Genomic DNA, 15,869 nt, shown 5'->3' on the forward strand with positions numbered 1-15,869 from the left:
ACTTTATTTGCGTAACGGCCATGACCCGCTAAGCGGGACCGCTTGTTGTCGGGGAGACTGCGTCGCGTGTTCAAACGCCATTTTTTCATTATCGTGGCGGCGTGTCTGGTGGGGCTTATGGTCCTGGCGGCGGTGCTGAAGATCACCTTGGCTGACGACAGCAAGGACGGCGCTGGCGGTCCAGGCCGAGGCGGCCCCGGCGGCGGGCGCGGTCAGACCGTGGCCGAGGCTGTCGCCGCCCCGCGTGAGTTCGCCGATCAGATCCGCGTCCTGGGCGTGGCGCGCAGCAAGCGTTCAGTCAACATCACCTCGAACACGACCGAGTTGATCACCCGCGTCATGTTCACCGACGGCCAGCGCGTCGCCGCCGGCGCGCCCCTGGTCGAGCTTCAGGCGCGCGAGGAGGACGCCGACCTGATCCAGGCCCGCGCCCAGCTTGCTCAGGCGCAGCGTGAATACGACCGTTTCAAGATCCTGGCCGAACGCGGGGTGGCCCCGCGCGTCACCGCCGAAAACGCCGAAACCGCCCTGCAGACCGCCCGCGCCGCCGTCGCAGCCTCCGAAGCCCGTCGTGGCGACCGTATCCTGCGCGCGCCCTTCGCCGGGGTTCTGGGTCTGACGACGGTGACGCCGGGCACCCTGATCTCGCCCGGATCGGTCATCACCACCCTGGACGACACCAGCGCTATCCGCGTCGACTTCCCCCTGCCGGAGCGCTATCTGGGGGCGCTGCAGATCGGCACGCCGCTGAGCGCCGGAGCCGACGCCTATGCGGGCGAAACCTTCGACGGCCGCATCGCCCTGCTGGACACGCGTGTCAACGAACAGACCCGCGCCGTCATCGCCCGCGCCGAGTTCGCCAACCCCGGCAACCGCATTCGCCCGGGCATGATGATGCGCGTCGCCGTGCATCAGGGCCGCCGCCAGAGCCTGTCAGTCCCCGAAGCCGCCGTTCAATATGAAGGCCAGGGCGCCTTCGTCTATCGCATCGCGCGTGGCGAGAACGGCACGACCGCCCAGCGCGTCGAAGTGCAGACCGGCGCCGTTGAGGGCGGCTTCGTCGAGATCCTTTCGGGTCTGGACAACAATGACCGCGTCGTCGCTTCCGGCCTGAACCGTATCCAGCCGGGCGCGCCTGTCACCGTCGGCGGCGCCCAACAGAAGGGCGGCGCGAACGCGGCTCAGGCGGCTCGCAAATGATGTTGTCCGATGTTTCGGTCCGCCGCCCCGTCTTTGCGGCGGTGGCGGCCATCGTCCTGTGCGTGATCGGCCTGGCGGCCTTCTTCTTCCTGCCGGTGCGCGAACTGCCGGACGTTGATCCGCCCATCGTCTCGGTCAACACCAGCTACGCCGGAGCCTCGGCCGAGGTCATCGAAAGCCGGATCACCGAGCCGATCGAGCAGCAGATCGCGGGCATCCAGGGTGTCGAGCGCATCAACTCGACCAGTCGCGACGGTCGCTCCAACGTCAACATCGAGTTCTCGCTGGATCGGAATATCGACGACGCGGCCAACGATGTGCGCGACCGCATCTCGCGCGTCGTCGGCCGTCTGCCGGATCAGGCCGACCCGCCCGAAGTGGCCAAGGCCGACTCGGACAGCCAGCCTATCATCATCATGTTCCTGCGCTCCACGACCATGAACCGTCTGGAGTTGACCGACTACGCCGACCGCTATCTGGTCGATCGCTTCGCCACCGTGCCGGGCGTGGCTCAGGTGCAGATCTACGGCGAGCAACGCTATGCCATGCGTATCTGGCTGGACGCCGGCGCCATGGCTGCGCGCGGGTTGACGGTCAATGACGTCGAGACGGCCCTGACCAATCAGAACGTCGAACTGCCCGCCGGCTCGCTCGAGTCGGCGCAGAAGGACTACACCGTTCGCGTGGCCCGCACCTATGCGCGGCCAGCCGACTTCGCCCAGTTGCCGATCGGCACGCGTGGTTCGGCTTCTACGGCGACGGGCGCGCAGAGCTCGGGCACGCTGGCGGCGGCGTCCACCTCCATGACCAATGGCGTGACCGGGGCTCTTGTGGGCAACGCGGCCTATGTCACGCGCCTGGGCGACATCGCCCGGATCGAGGAGGCCCCGGCCGAGGCGCGGCGCCTGTTCCGCGGCAACGGCATCGATCAGATCGGCCTGGCCGTCACCCGCCAGGCTCAGTCCAACGACCTGGCCATCTCCGAGGGCGCACGCGCCCTGATGGAGCAGATCAAACCGACCCTGCCGCCCGGCACCACGCTGGAAGTCGGGTCCGACAACTCGGTCTTCACCTCGCACGCCATCGATGAGGTCTGGATCACGATCGGTATTTCGATGGCCCTGGTGGCCCTGGTCAACTTCATCTTCCTGGGCAGCTTGCGGGCAGCAGTCATCCCCTCGGTAGTGGCGCCCATCTGCCTGCTGGCGACCTTTATCGTCCTTGCGCCCCTGGGCTTCTCGCTGAACCTTCTGACCTTGCTGGCCCTGGTTCTGGCCATCGGCCTGGTGGTGGATGACGCCATTGTCGTGGTCGAGAACATCCAGCGTCGACTGGATCACGGCGAGCCGCCGCTGGTGGCCGCCGAGCGCGGCGCGCGTCAGGTCTTTTTCGCCGTCGTCGCGACGACCGTGGTCCTGCTGTCGGTGTTCGCGCCCCTGCTGTTCCTGCCGGGCTATGTCGGGCGTCTGTTTGTCGAGTTGGCGGCGGCCATCGCGGCGGCCGTGGCCTTCTCGGCCTTCCTGGCGTTGAGCCTGTCGCCCATGCTGGCGTCCAAGATCCTGAAACCGGCGCAGAGCAACGGCTGGCTGGCGCGCCGCGTCGACCGGGCGATGGACGCGCTGAAGAATTCCTACGCCAACTCGCTGAACGCCCTGCTGGGCCGTCGCGCCGCTGTGGGCGGGGTGGTGGGCCTGATCATCCTCGTCGCGGCGGGGGCTGGGGGCATCTTCCTGGTCCTGCCCAATGAACTGGTTCCGAACGAGGATCGCGGCCGCGTCACCTTGCGAGTGTCCGGTCCTGAAGGCGCCGGCTTTGACTACACCCGCAAGATCATGCTGGGCCTGGAGCCCATCCTGGCCGAGTATCGAGAAAACGGAGAGGCGGCTAACTATCTGGTGTCTTCGCCCGGCTTCGGCGGCGGCAGCTACAACTCCGGCAACGGGGTGCTGAACCTGTCCGACTGGTCGGAGCGCAGCCGCTCGGCCGACGAGATCGCCCAGGAACTGAACGGCAAGCTGCGCGGCCAGACGGACGCCCAGGTCAACGCCTCGACCCCTGGCGCCTTCCAGCGCGGCGGCGGCAATTCCAACTCCGTCGAAATGATCGTGACGGGCGCCGAATACGGGCCGATCTACAACTGGCTGCAGCCCATCCTGGCGGCGGCGCAGGAGAACCCCGGCTTCTCGCGTCCGCGCCTCAATTATGAACCGAACGCGCCGCGCCTTCTGGTTGACGTCGATCCGCAGAAGGCGGCCGCCCTGGGCGTATCCTCGCAACAGATCGGTCGCGCGCTGGAGACCATGTTCGGGTCGCGCCGCGCCACCACCTACATCAAGGGTGGCCAGGAGTACGATGTCATCCTGCAGACCGACCGCGACAATCGTCGCGGCGTGGCGGACCTGGAGGCTCTCTACGTCTCAACCGGCGCTGGCCAACTGGTGCCGCTGTCAGCGGTGGTTACGACCCAGACCTCGGGGGATACGCCCGACCGTCGTCGTCTGGATCGCCAGCGGGCGATTACGCTTCAGGCGGACCTGAACCCTGGCACTACCATTGATGACGCCGTGGCCTTCCTCAACGCCGAGGTGGCCAAGCAGCCTCAGGGTCTGGCGACGATCCGCTGGGGTGGCGCGGCGCGCGATCAGCAGGAGGCGGGCAGCGCCGTGGGCTGGGCCTTCGCCCTGGCCCTGTTGCTGGTCTTCCTAGTGCTGGCGGCCCAGTTCGAGAGCTGGATTACCCCGGCTGTCATCATGTTGACCGTGCCCTTGGCGGCGGCGGGTGGGCTGTTCGGCCTGTTGATGGCGGGCTCCAGCCTGAACATCTACAGTCAGATCGGCCTGATCATCCTGATCGGGGTGGCGGCCAAGAACGGCATCCTGATCGTCGAGTTCGCCAACCAATTGCGCGATCAGGGGCGGAGCATCCGCGAAGCGATCATTGAGTCCTCGAGCCTGCGTCTGCGCCCCATCATCATGACCTCGATCGCTACCGCCTTTGGCGCCCTGCCGCTGATGCTGTGGCAAGGCGCAGGCGCGGGCAGCCGCCAGACGATCGGTGTGGTCATCTTCACCGGCGCGATCTTCGCCACCATGCTGACCTTGTTCGTGGTGCCGGTGATCTATGGCGTGCTGGCGCGCTTCACCAAGTCGCCGGAATACACCGCCCGCAAGATCGAGGAATGGGAAGCCCAGGAGATCGCCGAGGGCAAGACGCCGGACATGACGCCGGGTTGAGCGCGATCTACCTTTTCCCCTTGTGGGAGAAGGTGGCGGCCGAAGGCTGACGGATGAGGGGTCTCGCTATCGGTTGAGAGACCCCTCATCCGACCTCGCTCCGCTCGGCCACCTTCTCCCGCAAGGGGAGAAGGGAAGGGTCACTCGCCCGTCGGCTTGTAGCCGGTCTCTACCTTCAGGAAGGCGATGACGTCGCGGCGGTCCGTGGCGTCGCGCAGGCCGGCGAAGGTCATCTTGTTGCCGGGCAGGAAGGTCTTGGGGTTTTCTAGCCAATGATCCAGCTTGTCCGCGTCCCAGGTGAAGCTGGCGGACCTCAGGGCGTGGGAATAGCTGTACTTGTCCAGAGCCCCGGCCTGACGCCCGAAGACGCCGTATAGGTTCGGACCCGCCATGTTGGGACCGCCGGGCGTGATGGTATGGCAGGAGCGGCAACGGGCGAAGGCGCGACGGCCGTTCTCCAGGTCGCCGGCGTTGTAGGGGGCGGGCAGGGCGGCCAGCATGGCGACCTTTTCAGCCTCGGTCGGCGCTGGCAGGGGCGGGGCCTTGGGCGTCGAATCGGCGGCGGGCGCGCTGTTGTCGCCGCAGGCGGCAAGGGCCAGCGCGGCGGTGAGGGCGACGAGGATCGGGGCGGTGCGCAAAGGGAACTCCATTTGAGCGAACTCCATAGGCCAGTCGCCCTTGATAGCCGATGGGCGTTTGGTCGCAACGGCGCCGGTTATCGTTACTGGACGCGGAAGGCCTGCGGCTGATAATCGCTGTCAACATATGTGAACGGCGCTGGGCGCCGTGTAATGAGCGCCATGACCGACACCATCAAACTCAGCCAGGCCCGACGCGGCGATCGCGGCGTCATTGTTCAGGTCGGCGCCCACTGCCACCATCAGGACCACGAGATCGAGCTGGAGCGCCGCTTGCTTGAGCTGGGCTTTGTCGAGGGCGCGCGCGTCGAACTGCTGCACGAGGGCCTGTTTGGGCGCGATCCTATCGCCATGAAGGTGGACGACATGCGCGTGGCCCTGCGCCGGCACGAGGCCGCAAGCCTGACCATCCGTCTGGATGGAGGAAACGCCTGATGGATATGGCCGTTCGCACTCGTCTTGATGTTGCTCGCGTCGCCCTGGTCGGCAACCCCAACAGCGGCAAGACCGCCCTGTTCAACGCCCTGACCGGCGCCCATCAGAAGGTCGCCAACTACGCCGGCGTCACGGTGGAACGCAAAGAGGGGCGCATCCACGCCGCCGACGGCCGCACCCTGTCGGTGCTGGACCTGCCGGGCACCTATTCGCTGCGCGCCCGCAGTCTGGATGAGGAAGTCACCCGCGACGCCGTGCTGGGCGCCCTGCCGGGCGAGACCCCGCCGGACGTGGTGGTCTGCGTCGCCGACGCCACCAACCTGCGTCTGGTTCTGCGACTGGCGCTGGAGCTGAAGCAGGTCGGCCGCCCGATGGTGCTGGCCCTCAACATGTTCGACATCGCTCAGCGTCAGGGCTTGCGTATCGACCTGGAGAAGCTGTCGGCCGAGATCGGCGCTCCGGTGGTCACTACGGTCGCGACGCGCAAACGAGGGATCAGTGAACTGGTCGCCGCCGTCCAGGCCCAGGCCGATCAGGCCGTGGGCGAGACCCGCAGCGAATGGCACGCGCCCTCGGCCGCCGAAATCCGCGACGCCCACCGCGAGGCCGAGCGCATCATGAAGGCCTGTGTCCGCCCGCCCGAGCGGCCCGACACCCTGACGGGCAAGATCGACAGCGTCCTGCTGCACCCGGTCGCCGGTCTGCTCATTCTGCTGGGCATCCTGTTCGTCATGTTCCAGGCCGTCTTCACCTGGGCCACTCCGGCGATGGACGGCATCGAGGCCTTCTTCGCCCTGGTCGGCGGATGGGTGGCGACTGTCTTGCCGGACCAAGGCTTTGCCGGTCTGTTGCAGAGCCTGATCGTCGATGGTCTGATCGGCGGGGTGGGCAGCGTCCTGGTCTTCCTGCCGCAGATCCTGATCATCTTTCTGTTCATCATCGTGTTGGAAGACTTCGGCTACATGGCCCGAGCGGCCTTCCTGATGGACAAGATCATGGGCGGGGCGGGGCTGCATGGCCGCGCCTTCATCCCCCTGCTGTCCAGTTTCGCCTGCGCCATTCCGGGCATCATGGCGACGCGCGTGATCGAGGCGAAGCGCGACCGTCTGACCACCATCCTGATCGCGCCGCTGATGACCTGCTCTGCGCGCATCCCCGTCTATACGCTGATCATCGCCGCCTTCATTCCCAATGAGACGGTCTGGGGCTGGGCCAGCCTGCAGGGTCTGGTGATGTTCGGCCTCTATGCGGCGGGCATCGTCAGCGCGCTTCTGGTCTCGCTGGTGATCCGCCGCGTCTTCTGGCGCGGCGCGGTCGAGCCCTTCATGATGGAGCTGCCAGCCTACAAGATTCCCGACATCAAGAGCGTGCTGTTCAATCTGTGGCTGCGGGCCAAGATCTTCCTGCGCCGCGCCGGCAAGATCATCCTGCCGCTGATGATCATCGTCTGGGCCCTGTCGACCTTCCCCTATCCGCCCGAAGGGGCGACGGGGCCGGCCATCGACTATTCCTTCGCCGGCATGATCGGCAAGACGCTGGAGCCGGTCTTCGCCCCCATCGGCTTCAGCTGGCAGATGGTGGTGGCCTTGGTGCCCGGCATGGCGGCGCGCGAAGTCGCCGTGGCGGTCCTGGGCACGGTCTATTCCATCGCCGGCGCCGAAGAGAACGTCGGCGCCCTGGCCTCGGTCCTGTCGGCCGACTGGTCGCTGGCCACCGGCCTGGCCTTCCTGGCCTGGTATGTCTTCGCGCCGCAGTGCCTGCCCACCCTGGGCGTGGTCCGTCGGGAAACCGGTTCGATGAAGTGGACCATGATCATGGTCGGCTATCTGTTTGGCCTGGCCTATCTGGCGGCCTTCATCGTCTATCACGTCGCCGTGGCGCTGGGCGGGGGCTAGTCTTTTTGGCGGCCTAACGCGCTTCGCGGTGCTTGAGGCCGTCAGGCTGCCTCGGGTCGAGACCCGAAGGACGGCGCGTAGCAGTCGAGGCGTAGCCTTCTGACCGAGGCCCGCCAAGAATGAAGCTGGCGCCCCTCGGGGGCGTCAGCGCCCCGTCGTCAGCTTGACGACGATATGCGCTGTCGTATCGACGATGGCCTCGGGCGTGTCGGCGCGGCGCATCAAGGCGAAACCGGCGGCGACGGATTCCACCAGATTGGCGGTCTCATACGAGGTCAGGCGCGGGCTCAGGCCCTCAGGGTGCATGCCGTTGGCCTTGGCCTGGGCGATGCGGCGCTCCAGCGCCAGGTGCAGCCGCCGCATCCGCTTGATGCGGCTCTCGGCGAAGCCCGGCTCGCCCTTGTCGGCCAGCATGTGCTCGACCCGCAGCACAGGCCCGTGGTCGTTCCATAGGGCCAGGACCTCCAGCACATAGGCGCGCACTGCCTCGAAGGCGCGGTCGGCGGTCCAGTCGGCGTGGATGTGTCGGGCCAGCTTCTGGAAGTCCTCGCCGGCCTCTTCGCAGAGGATCAGCAGGCCTTCCTCGACCGACTTGAAATAGGTGTAGAAGGTCGGCGCCGAGACGCCCGCCGCCAGAGCCACGTCAGCGGCGCGGATCTCACCGAGATGCTTGTGGTTTAGCAGGCTGCGCAGGGCGTCGAGAATGGCGCGGCGGGTCCGCGCCCCGCGCGTCCCGATCTTGTGGCCCAGCTTGTTGGTCGTCTCGGACATGGGGGAGGCGGCCAGAAAAATGGTGCCGGCTGCAGGAATCGAACCCGCGACATCCAGTTTACAAAACTGGCGCTCTACCAACTGAGCTAAGCCGGCCGTGCGCGCCTTATGCTGGTGGAATCGTCGGGACGCAAGCACAGTCCGGCCATGCCGATGACGCCCTATCTCACGCCGATCCTTTTGCTGGCCTTGTCCAACGTCTTCATGACCTTCGCCTGGTACGGCCACCTGAAATTCGGGGCCAAGCCGTTGTGGATCGTGGTGATCCTGAGCTGGGGCATCGCCTTCTTCGAATACTGCCTGGCGGTGCCGGCCAATCGCATCGGCCATCAGGTCTATTCGGCGGCCGAGCTGAAGACCATGCAGGAGGTGATCACCCTGCTGGTCTTCGCTGTTTTCTCGGTGCTCTACCTTGGCGAGAAGCTGACCTTGAACCATCTGGTCGGCTTTTCGCTGATCGCGGGCGGAGCCTTCTTCATCTTCAAGGGGCCGCTGTAGTTAGTCCATTTCGGCGGCGATCCGGGCGGCCAGGGCCTTGAGTTGCTCCGTGTCGGCCATCGGGGCGTGGCCGTGGCCCTTCATCTGACGGTCGCTCCAGCGCGGGATGATGTGGAAATGCAGGTGGAAGACGGTCTGGCCGCCGGCCTCGCCGTTGAACTGCATCAGGCTGAAACCCTCAGGCTTCAGCGCCTTTTCGACCGCGCGGGCGGTGCGCTGGACGGCGGCGGTCAGCTTGGTCAGGACCTCGGGCTCGATCTCCAGCAGGTTGCGCGCCGTGGAGGTCTTGGACACCACGAGGACATGACCCTCGGACTGGGGGAAGACGTCCATGAAGGCCAGGACGTCGTGGTCTTCCCACACCTTCACGCTGGGAATTTCGCCGCGCAGAATTTTGGCGAAGATGTTGTCGGGGTCGTAGGCGCCGTGAAGGCTCATGGGGAGGCTCCGTCAGAGGTGTCGGCGCGAGGCTAGCAGGGCAGGGCGGATTTCGCACGGGAGCGAAACGCGATCTGACGCACTATATGGTCAAGGTTCACGGAGATTGCGTTTCATGCTGCGTTTCATTGTTCAGGCGATCGTCACCGCCCTGGGTCTGTGGCTGTCAGCCAAGGTCGTGCCGGGGGTGGACTTCACCTCGACAGGGTCTCTGGTTGCGGCGGCGGTTGTGCTGGGCTTGGTCAATGCCATCGTGCGGCCGATCATGGTGATCCTGACTCTGCCGCTGACGGTGGTGACCCTGGGGCTGTTCCTGCTGGTGGTGAACGCGGCGATGATTGGTCTGACGGCCTGGTTCCTGGGCGGGTTCGCGGTCAATGGTCTGTGGGCCGGGATCGGTGCGGCCATCGTGACGGGCGTGGTCAGCTGGATCGCCGCCGGACTGTTCGGCGAGGGCGAGCGGGCGCGCTGATAGATCCGGGTAATATTGACCCCATTATTTTGCCCGGATAAAATGTCTCGACCTTCTCAGGGAGACGACCATGCCGACTGCCAACTGCACAGCCTTTGCCGGAAATCGCCTGATCGCTTCGGGTGCGCCGTCCGTGGTCGTGGCGGCGGTCAAGGCGGCGCATGACGCGGGCGCGGCGGTGCTGGTCTTCGACGACACCGACGCGCGGCCGATAGAGTTCGATCTGCGCGGCGACCTGGCGGCTGTGCTGGCGCGTCTGCCGGTAGAGCCGATCGAGAAGCGCGGGCCGGGGCGCCCCAAGTTGGGGGTGACGGCGCGCGAGGTCACCTTGTTGCCGCGTCACTGGGACTGGCTGGCGTCCCAGCCGGGCGGGGCCTCGGTGGCGCTGAGGAAGCTGGTCGAGAACGCCCTGCGTGAGGCCGAAGGCCCGGATCGCGTGCGCCGCAGCCGCGAGGCCGCCTATCGTTTCATGACCGCCGTGGCGGGCGATCAGCCGGGCTATGAGGAGGCGACGCGGATGCTGTTCGCCGGCGACTGGGTCGCCTTCGACGCCGCGATCGAGGCCTGGCCGTCAGACGTGCGCGACTATGCCCGGCGACTGGCCGAGGGAAGCTGGCGTAACGGCCAAGGCCGGTAGCGCGCAGCCTAGCTGGGGCGGATGACCATGCAGGTGACGCGGCGCTCGCCCAGGGCCTCGCAGGCGGCTTCAGCCGACGCCTGAGTCATGCCGGTGAAGCGCGACCGATACCAGCCGTCGGCATTCTGAACGTCGCGTTGCGCCTCGGTGAACTGAGAGCGGAAGCGGCGGCTGACTTCGGCGAGCCAGTTGCGAGCGACGGTTTCATCACGGAATGCGCCGACCTGCACCGTCCAGCGGCCCGCGGGGGTGCGAGCGGCGTCACGCGTCGCGTTGCGCGCGGGCGTCGTCGTCGTCGACGAGGCGCGACGCGTGGTCGCTGACACGCCGCCGTTGAGCGACGCGGTCAGGTTCTCGGGCGTGCGGGGGGCTTCGGCCCGCTGAATCGGAGCCGTCGCGCGGGGCGTGGCCGCTGCGGCGCGGGCCGAGGGCGGGGGCGTCACATCAGTCGGCAGGTTGGCGGGCGGCGGACCGGCGACATAGGCCACAGCGGTCGAGCCCATGCCTTCGCCGTCCTCATCCGAAACCGAGGCGTATTCGACCGGGGGATTGGGGTCGGCGCTGATGCCGTAGCCGCGCTGCTCGAAGAAGGTCTGGGCCACCTGGATGCGTTCGCCCTGGCCGCGTCGACGCTGGACCTCGAAGCCGGTGTCCATCAGTTCGGCGACATGCTCATTGCGGCTCTTGGTCGAGCGGCCGCCCATGACGATGGTGATGATCCGCTTGCCGTCGCGCACCGAGGAGGCGGCGAGGTTGTAGCCCGAGGCGTTGGTGAAGCCGGTCTTGATACCGTCATAGCCGCGACCCGTGGCCAGCAGGCCGTTGGTGTTGCGGTAGTCGCGACCGTTGTAGAACCAGTCGTGCAGCCCGAGGTAGCGATAGTATTGCGGGTAGTCGCGCATCACCGCGCGGCTCAGGATCGACAGGTCGCGGGCGGTAGTCGCCTGGCGCGTATCGGGCAGGCCGTTGGCGGTGGTGAAGCGGGTGTGATCCATCCCCAGCTCCCGAGCCTTGGCCGTCATGCGGGCGGTGAACTGGGCCTCGGAGCCGGCGATGTGTTCGGCCAGGACCACAGCCATGTCATTGGCGCTGCGGACCGCCGTGGCGCGCATGGCGTCATCCAGACTGATTGACTGACCAGCGGCGAGGCCCAGTTTCGACGGCGGCTGGGAGGCGGCGCGCGGGGAGACCGTCAGGTTGTCGGTCAGCTTTATCTTGCCCGACTCCAGCGCCTCGAACGTCAGATATAGGGTCATGACCTTGGTGATCGAGGCGGGATAGCGCCGGGCGTCAGCGAAGCGCGAGAACAGCACCTCGCCCGAGGCGGCGTCGACCACGATCGAGGCGTAGCGTGAATTGTCCGAGGATTGCGCGACCGGCGGCGGCGCGCCGAGGGCGGGCGTGAGGACCACGCCGCCCAGAACAAGGGCGGCCAGGAAGCGACGGCGGAATGCTGCGTTCATGGTCAATCTACTAGCCTCGTCACTGTGGCGCGAAGACGACCGTGATCACCGCGCGTTACAAATGCTAACATCGGCTGCGCGGGTTTCGAGAGGGTTAACAAGCTGTCAACAGAGTTGTGATCGCCGGGCCGACGGACAGGTGATCGGCGTTCATATGTTGCGTCGCACAATTTTCACTTGAAGTCATTTCGCACTTGCACCATATGACCCCTGTCGCGATGAACCCTGTTCGTCGTGAAACCCCTCATCGCTTCAGGAGAGTCCCCATGGCCGACGCCGCAGAGACTGTTAAGAAGACCGTCGAACAAACGACCGCCAAGGCTAAGGCCCAGGCAGAGAACATCCAGGCCGCCGGCGCCAAGGCCTTCCGTGAAGGCGTGGACAAGTCCGTCGCCTCGCTGACCGAGCTGAACGCTCACGGCAAGAAGAACCTTGAGGCTGTCGTCGAGTCGGCCGCCGCCGCCCAGAAGGGCGCCGAGGCTCTGTCGCAGGAAGCCATCGCCTTCTCGAAGAAGTCCTGGGAAGACGGTGTCGCCGCCGCCCAATCGATCAGCCAGGCCCGTTCGGTGCAGGAACTGGTCGAACTGCAGACCTCGTGGGCCAAGTCGGCCGCCGAGGCCTATCTGGCCCAGTTCGGCAAGACGACCGAGATCTTCACCGCCTCGGTGAAGGACAGCTTCAAGCCGATCAACGAGCGCGTCACTGCGACCGTCGAGAGCTTCCAGGCCGCTCGCTAAGCCTGACAGGCTTCAGTAAGCGTACAATCAGGCCCTGGCGGAAACGCCGGGGCTTTTTTGCGTCTTCAGGGCGCGGCGCTTGAGGCGGCGGCGTGGTCGATGCTGAAGGCGCGGGCCAGACGCCATTGGCCGTCCTCCAGCCGCCACAACATGGAGAAGCGGGCGCGGCCGACCAGGGTTTCCGGCCCATCGCCCTGGCGCTCATAGAAGAGGTGGCTGGCTTCCTCGACTGCGCCGACGCCCGGAATGGCGTAGACGCGCATCGTGCCGGGCACGAGTTCGCGGCGCGACCGCCAGGCGTCCGGGGCCTTCTTCGTCTCGCAGCCCTTGGCGTAGTCGGCGACGAAGGCGGTCCGTGTCGCCGTCAGACCGCCCCGGTCGTGATAGAATTCGAGGTCCTCGCTCACCAGATCGGCCAACGCCGCCGGATCGCACCGGTCGAACATGGTGGCGAACAGGACCGCGTCCCGCTCGGCGATGATCGGCGCCAGCGCCGCCTCGTCCGGGATGGCCGCAGCCGGGGCGGGGCTCTGGGCGACAGCCAGTGCGGCGATAAGTCCGGAGATCAGGGGCATGGCGCAGTCCAGCAGCAGTGAAACCCAGGCGCATTGGTGTGGCGGTGTTCCGCCGATGTCCCGTGAATCTTTGTTTAGCTGGGCCGCTCACGCAACGCGTGACTGGACGCCCCTACAAATCAGGCCATCATTGCCTATCTGAGCTATCGACTCCCCCCGAAGACGGACAACGAATGCCTACCAGACGGCCAGGTGAACAAGGCGGAGGCGCAGGCGCCGCCGTCGTCACCGAAACAAAGCCGAAGCTTCAGCGGCCCTCGCTCTATCGAGTGCTGATCCTGAATGACGACTACACCCCGATGGAGTTCGTCATCTATGTGCTGGAACGGTTCTTCCAGAAGAGCCGGGAAGACGCGACCCGCATCATGCTGCATGTGCACCAGCATGGCGTCGGGGTCTGCGGCGTCTTCACCTACGAAGTGGCCGAAACCAAGGTCGCCCAGGTGGTCGAGACGGCGCGCCGTCACCAGCACCCTCTGCAATGCACGATGGAAAAAGACTGAGAGGATCTCCCATGCCCTCCTTTTCTCGTCCTCTCGAAGAGACCCTGCACCGCGCGGTCAGCTATGCGAACGAGCGTCGGCACGAATACGCCACGCTTGAACACCTGCTGCTGGCCCTGATCGACGACACCGATGCGTCGGCGGTCATGACGGCCTGCAATGTGGAACTCGGCGCGCTGAAGACCGCGCTGACCCTCTATGTCGACAATGACCTGGCCGCCCTGGCCACGGCCGACGGCGACGACGCCAAGCCCACGGCGGGTTTCCAGCGCGTGATCCAGCGTGCGGTCATCCATGTCCAGTCGTCGGGCCGCGAAGAGGTGACGGGCGCCAATGTCCTGGTCGCCATCTTCTCGGAGCGCGAAAGCCACGCCGCCTACTTCCTGCAAGAGCAGGACATGACGCGCTATGATGCGGTCAATTTCATCGCCCACGGCATCGCCAAGAAGCCGGGCGCGACCGAGACCCGTCCCGCCAAGGGCTCGCCCGAGGAGGCCGAGGACGCCGCCGCCGTCAAATCCGGCGGAGAGGCGCTGGAAGCCTATTGCGTCGACCTGAACGAGAAGGCGCGTCACGGCAAGATCGATCCGCTGATCGGCCGTCAAGCCGAGGTCGAACGCTCGATCCAGATCCTGTGCCGTCGGACCAAGAACAACCCGCTGCTGGTCGGTGATCCGGGCGTCGGCAAGACCGCCATCGCCGAGGGCCTGGCCCGCAAGATCGTCAACGGCGAGGTGCCCGAGGTTCTGAAGGACGCCACCATCTACAGCCTCGACATGGGGGCGCTGCTGGCCGGCACCCGCTATCGCGGCGACTTCGAGGAGCGTCTGAAACAGGTCGTCAAGGAACTGGAGACGCACGAAAACGCGGTCCTGTTCATCGACGAAATCCACACGGTGATCGGCGCTGGCGCGACGTCGGGCGGGGCTATGGACGCCTCCAACCTGCTGAAGCCTGCCCTGGCCTCAGGCAGCCTGCGCTGCATGGGTTCGACCACCTACAAGGAGTACCGTCAGCACTTCGAGAAGGACCGCGCCCTGGTGCGTCGCTTCCAGAAGATCGACGTCAATGAGCCGACGGTCGAGGACACGGTGAAGATCCTCAAGGGTCTGAAGACGACCTACGAGACCCACCACAAGCTGCGCTACACCGACGCCGCCATTCGCACGGCGGTCGATCTGTCGGCGCGCTACATCACCGACCGCAAGCTGCCGGACAAGGCCATCGACGTGATCGACGAGGCGGGGGCGTCGCAGATGCTGCTGCCGGAATCCAAGCGCAAGAAGGTCATCGGTCAGAAGGAGGTCGAGGCCGTCATCGCCAAGATGGCCCGCATCCCGCCGAAGTCGGTCAGCAAGTCGGACACGGAATCCCTGCGCGAGCTGGAATCCGATCTGAAGCGCGTCGTCTATGGCCAGGAGCAGGCCATCGATCAGGTCTCGGCGGCGATGAAGCTGGCGCGGGCGGGTCTGCGTGATCCGAACAAGCCCATCGGCGCCTTCCTGTTCAGCGGCCCGACCGGCGTCGGCAAGACGGAGGTCGCCAAGCAACTCGCCGCCACGCTCGGCATCGAGATGCAGCGCTTCGACATGTCGGAATACATGGAGCGTCACACGGTCAGCCGCCTGATCGGCGCCCCTCCGGGCTATGTCGGCCATGACCAGGGCGGTCTGCTGACCGACGCCGTCGACCAGCACCCGCACTCGGTGGTGCTGCTGGACGAGATCGAGAAGGCCCACCCCGACGTCTACAACATCCTGTTGCAGGTGATGGACAACGGGACGCTGACCGACGCCATCGGCAAGAAGGTCGACTTCAGGAACGTCATCCTGATCATGACCACCAACGCCGGGGCCGCCGACAACGCCCGCGCCTCCATCGGCTTCGGCCGGGGCAAGGTCGAGGGCGAGGACGACAAGGCCATCCAACGCCTGTTCGCGCCGGAGTTCCGCAACCGCCTGGACGCCATCGTGGCCTTCAAGCCGCTGGGCGCCGAGACGATCCGCTCGGTGGTCGGCAAGTTCATGATGCAGCTGGACGCCCAGCTGGCGGACCGCAACATCACCATCGAACTGACCGACGAGGCCACCGACTGGCTGGCCAAGAACGGCTTCGACGAACTGTATGGCGCACGGCCCCTGGCCCGCGTCATTCAGGAACACATCAAGAAGCCTCTGGCCGACGACATCCTGTTCGGTCGCCTGACCCGCGGCGGCCACGTCAAGGTCGAGCTGAAGGACGGCAAGATCGCCTTCGACATCACCCCGGCCAAGGGCGCGGCGGTGAAGGAGGACGAGGAAGCAACGGCCTGATTTTGGCAGCGACTTCGTGAGTTGGAGGCCCGGGTGGAAACGCCCGGGCCTTTTTCTTTGTC

The 15,869-nt window shown here is 66.2% G+C and carries 15 protein-coding genes and 1 tRNA gene; 10 read left to right on the forward strand and 6 right to left on the reverse strand.

Annotated elements, in window-relative coordinates:
* Window positions 1-66 precede the first annotated feature (66 nt).
* Together CQ039_RS00325 and CQ039_RS00330 are read left to right on the forward strand one after the other, a co-directional pair.
* Window positions 67-1,200 carry an efflux RND transporter periplasmic adaptor subunit gene (locus tag CQ039_RS00325; RefSeq protein WP_105564993.1) on the forward strand — a complete coding sequence of 378 codons (1,134 nt, stop codon included), beginning with the start codon at window positions 67-69 and terminating at the stop codon, window positions 1,198-1,200.
* Window positions 1,200-4,433, forward strand: coding sequence for an efflux RND transporter permease subunit (locus tag CQ039_RS00330; RefSeq protein ID WP_199183544.1), 3,234 nt, complete (start codon window positions 1,200-1,202; stop codon window positions 4,431-4,433). Before CQ039_RS00325 ends, CQ039_RS00330 begins: the two co-directional genes overlap by 1 nt.
* Before the next feature lie 140 nt (window positions 4,434-4,573).
* Here CQ039_RS00330 and CQ039_RS00335 read toward each other — a convergent pair whose 3' ends face one another.
* A complete protein-coding gene (locus CQ039_RS00335) occupies window positions 4,574-5,083 on the reverse strand; it encodes a cytochrome c family protein (protein WP_105564753.1) in 510 nt (169 codons plus the stop codon).
* Window positions 5,084-5,233: 150 nt separating this feature from the next.
* On the opposite strand from CQ039_RS00335, the gene CQ039_RS00340 reads away from it, so the two are divergent.
* On the forward strand, window positions 5,234-5,506 hold the full coding sequence (locus CQ039_RS00340) for a FeoA domain-containing protein (RefSeq protein WP_105564754.1): 273 nt from the start codon (window positions 5,234-5,236) through the stop codon (window positions 5,504-5,506).
* Window positions 5,506-7,401 carry a ferrous iron transporter B gene (locus tag CQ039_RS00345; protein ID WP_105564755.1) on the forward strand — a complete coding sequence of 632 codons (1,896 nt, stop codon included), beginning with the start codon at window positions 5,506-5,508 and terminating at the stop codon, window positions 7,399-7,401. Before CQ039_RS00340 ends, CQ039_RS00345 begins: the two co-directional genes overlap by 1 nt.
* Window positions 7,402-7,545: 144 nt before the next feature.
* Here CQ039_RS00345 and CQ039_RS00350 read toward each other — a convergent pair whose 3' ends face one another.
* Window positions 7,546-8,172, reverse strand: coding sequence for a TetR/AcrR family transcriptional regulator (locus tag CQ039_RS00350; RefSeq protein ID WP_105564756.1), 627 nt, complete (start codon window positions 8,170-8,172; stop codon window positions 7,546-7,548).
* A gap of 20 nt (window positions 8,173-8,192) precedes the next feature.
* Window positions 8,193-8,268: transfer RNA gene (locus CQ039_RS00355), tRNA-Thr, on the reverse strand.
* Window positions 8,269-8,319: 51 nt separating this feature from the next.
* Between CQ039_RS00355 and CQ039_RS00360 the strand changes: the two genes are divergently transcribed.
* Window positions 8,320-8,670: a DMT family protein gene (locus CQ039_RS00360; protein ID WP_105564781.1), complete on the forward strand. Its 351-nt coding sequence runs from the start codon at window positions 8,320-8,322 to the stop codon at window positions 8,668-8,670.
* Here CQ039_RS00360 and CQ039_RS00365 read toward each other — a convergent pair whose 3' ends face one another.
* On the reverse strand, window positions 8,671-9,108 hold the full coding sequence (locus CQ039_RS00365; RefSeq protein WP_105564757.1) for an HIT family protein: 438 nt from the start codon (window positions 9,106-9,108) through the stop codon (window positions 8,671-8,673).
* Window positions 9,109-9,223: 115 nt separating this feature from the next.
* Here CQ039_RS00365 and CQ039_RS00370 point away from each other — a divergent pair, with 115 nt between their 5' ends.
* Both CQ039_RS00370 and CQ039_RS00375 read left to right on the forward strand, forming a co-directional pair.
* On the forward strand, window positions 9,224-9,580 hold the full coding sequence (locus CQ039_RS00370; protein ID WP_105564758.1) for a phage holin family protein: 357 nt from the start codon (window positions 9,224-9,226) through the stop codon (window positions 9,578-9,580).
* A 70-nt stretch (window positions 9,581-9,650) separates the two neighbouring features.
* Window positions 9,651-10,217: a DUF2239 family protein gene (locus CQ039_RS00375; protein ID WP_105564759.1), complete on the forward strand. Its 567-nt coding sequence runs from the start codon at window positions 9,651-9,653 to the stop codon at window positions 10,215-10,217.
* An 8-nt stretch (window positions 10,218-10,225) separates the two neighbouring features.
* On the opposite strand, the gene CQ039_RS00380 is transcribed toward CQ039_RS00375, so the two are convergent.
* Window positions 10,226-11,680 (reverse strand): D-alanyl-D-alanine carboxypeptidase, encoded by a 1,455-nt coding sequence (locus tag CQ039_RS00380; protein ID WP_105564760.1) that lies wholly within the window; start codon window positions 11,678-11,680, stop codon window positions 10,226-10,228.
* A 266-nt stretch (window positions 11,681-11,946) separates the two neighbouring features.
* Between CQ039_RS00380 and CQ039_RS00385 the strand changes: the two genes are divergently transcribed.
* The gene (locus tag CQ039_RS00385; protein WP_105564761.1) at window positions 11,947-12,417 is read left to right on the forward strand and encodes a phasin family protein; all 471 of its coding nucleotides are present in this window, start codon (window positions 11,947-11,949) and stop codon (window positions 12,415-12,417) included.
* A gap of 65 nt (window positions 12,418-12,482) precedes the next feature.
* Here CQ039_RS00385 and CQ039_RS00390 read toward each other — a convergent pair whose 3' ends face one another.
* Entirely contained in the window at window positions 12,483-12,992 is a 510-nt protein-coding gene (locus CQ039_RS00390) for a nuclear transport factor 2 family protein (RefSeq protein WP_105564762.1), read from the reverse strand.
* A 173-nt stretch (window positions 12,993-13,165) separates the two neighbouring features.
* Between CQ039_RS00390 and clpS the strand changes: the two genes are divergently transcribed.
* Together clpS and clpA are read left to right on the forward strand one after the other, a co-directional pair.
* The gene (gene clpS / locus CQ039_RS00395; protein ID WP_105564763.1) at window positions 13,166-13,495 is read left to right on the forward strand and encodes an ATP-dependent Clp protease adapter ClpS; all 330 of its coding nucleotides are present in this window, start codon (window positions 13,166-13,168) and stop codon (window positions 13,493-13,495) included.
* A gap of 11 nt (window positions 13,496-13,506) precedes the next feature.
* Complete coding sequence (gene clpA / locus CQ039_RS00400) at window positions 13,507-15,807, forward strand: ATP-dependent Clp protease ATP-binding subunit ClpA (RefSeq protein ID WP_105564764.1); 2,301 nt, start codon at window positions 13,507-13,509, stop codon at window positions 15,805-15,807.
* Window positions 15,808-15,869: the final 62 nt, after the last annotated feature.

Source organism: Brevundimonas sp. MYb52, from assembly GCF_002979535.1.
In the GTDB taxonomy this organism is placed as follows: Bacteria; Pseudomonadota; Alphaproteobacteria; order Caulobacterales; family Caulobacteraceae; genus Brevundimonas.

Bases quoted from the DNA above. Each gene is read 5' to 3' on its own strand.
- CQ039_RS00330 (WP_199183544.1), top strand. From the start codon at position 1,200: ATGTTGTCCGATGTTTCGGTCCGCCGCCCCGTCTTTGCGGCGGTGGCG.
- CQ039_RS00335 (WP_105564753.1), bottom strand. From the start codon at position 5,083: ATGGAGTTCCCTTTGCGCACCGCCCCGATCCTCGTCGCCCTCACCGCC.
- CQ039_RS00340 (WP_105564754.1), top strand. From the start codon at position 5,234: ATGACCGACACCATCAAACTCAGCCAGGCCCGACGCGGCGATCGCGGC.
- CQ039_RS00345 (WP_105564755.1), top strand. From the start codon at position 5,506: ATGGATATGGCCGTTCGCACTCGTCTTGATGTTGCTCGCGTCGCCCTG.
- CQ039_RS00350 (WP_105564756.1), bottom strand. From the start codon at position 8,172: ATGTCCGAGACGACCAACAAGCTGGGCCACAAGATCGGGACGCGCGGG.
- CQ039_RS00360 (WP_105564781.1), top strand. From the start codon at position 8,320: ATGCCGATGACGCCCTATCTCACGCCGATCCTTTTGCTGGCCTTGTCC.
- CQ039_RS00365 (WP_105564757.1), bottom strand. From the start codon at position 9,108: ATGAGCCTTCACGGCGCCTACGACCCCGACAACATCTTCGCCAAAATT.
- CQ039_RS00370 (WP_105564758.1), top strand. From the start codon at position 9,224: ATGCTGCGTTTCATTGTTCAGGCGATCGTCACCGCCCTGGGTCTGTGG.
- CQ039_RS00375 (WP_105564759.1), top strand. From the start codon at position 9,651: ATGCCGACTGCCAACTGCACAGCCTTTGCCGGAAATCGCCTGATCGCT.
- CQ039_RS00380 (WP_105564760.1), bottom strand. From the start codon at position 11,680: ATGAACGCAGCATTCCGCCGTCGCTTCCTGGCCGCCCTTGTTCTGGGC.
- CQ039_RS00385 (WP_105564761.1), top strand. From the start codon at position 11,947: ATGGCCGACGCCGCAGAGACTGTTAAGAAGACCGTCGAACAAACGACC.
- CQ039_RS00390 (WP_105564762.1), bottom strand. From the start codon at position 12,992: ATGCCCCTGATCTCCGGACTTATCGCCGCACTGGCTGTCGCCCAGAGC.
- clpS (WP_105564763.1), top strand. From the start codon at position 13,166: ATGCCTACCAGACGGCCAGGTGAACAAGGCGGAGGCGCAGGCGCCGCC.
- clpA (WP_105564764.1), top strand. From the start codon at position 13,507: ATGCCCTCCTTTTCTCGTCCTCTCGAAGAGACCCTGCACCGCGCGGTC.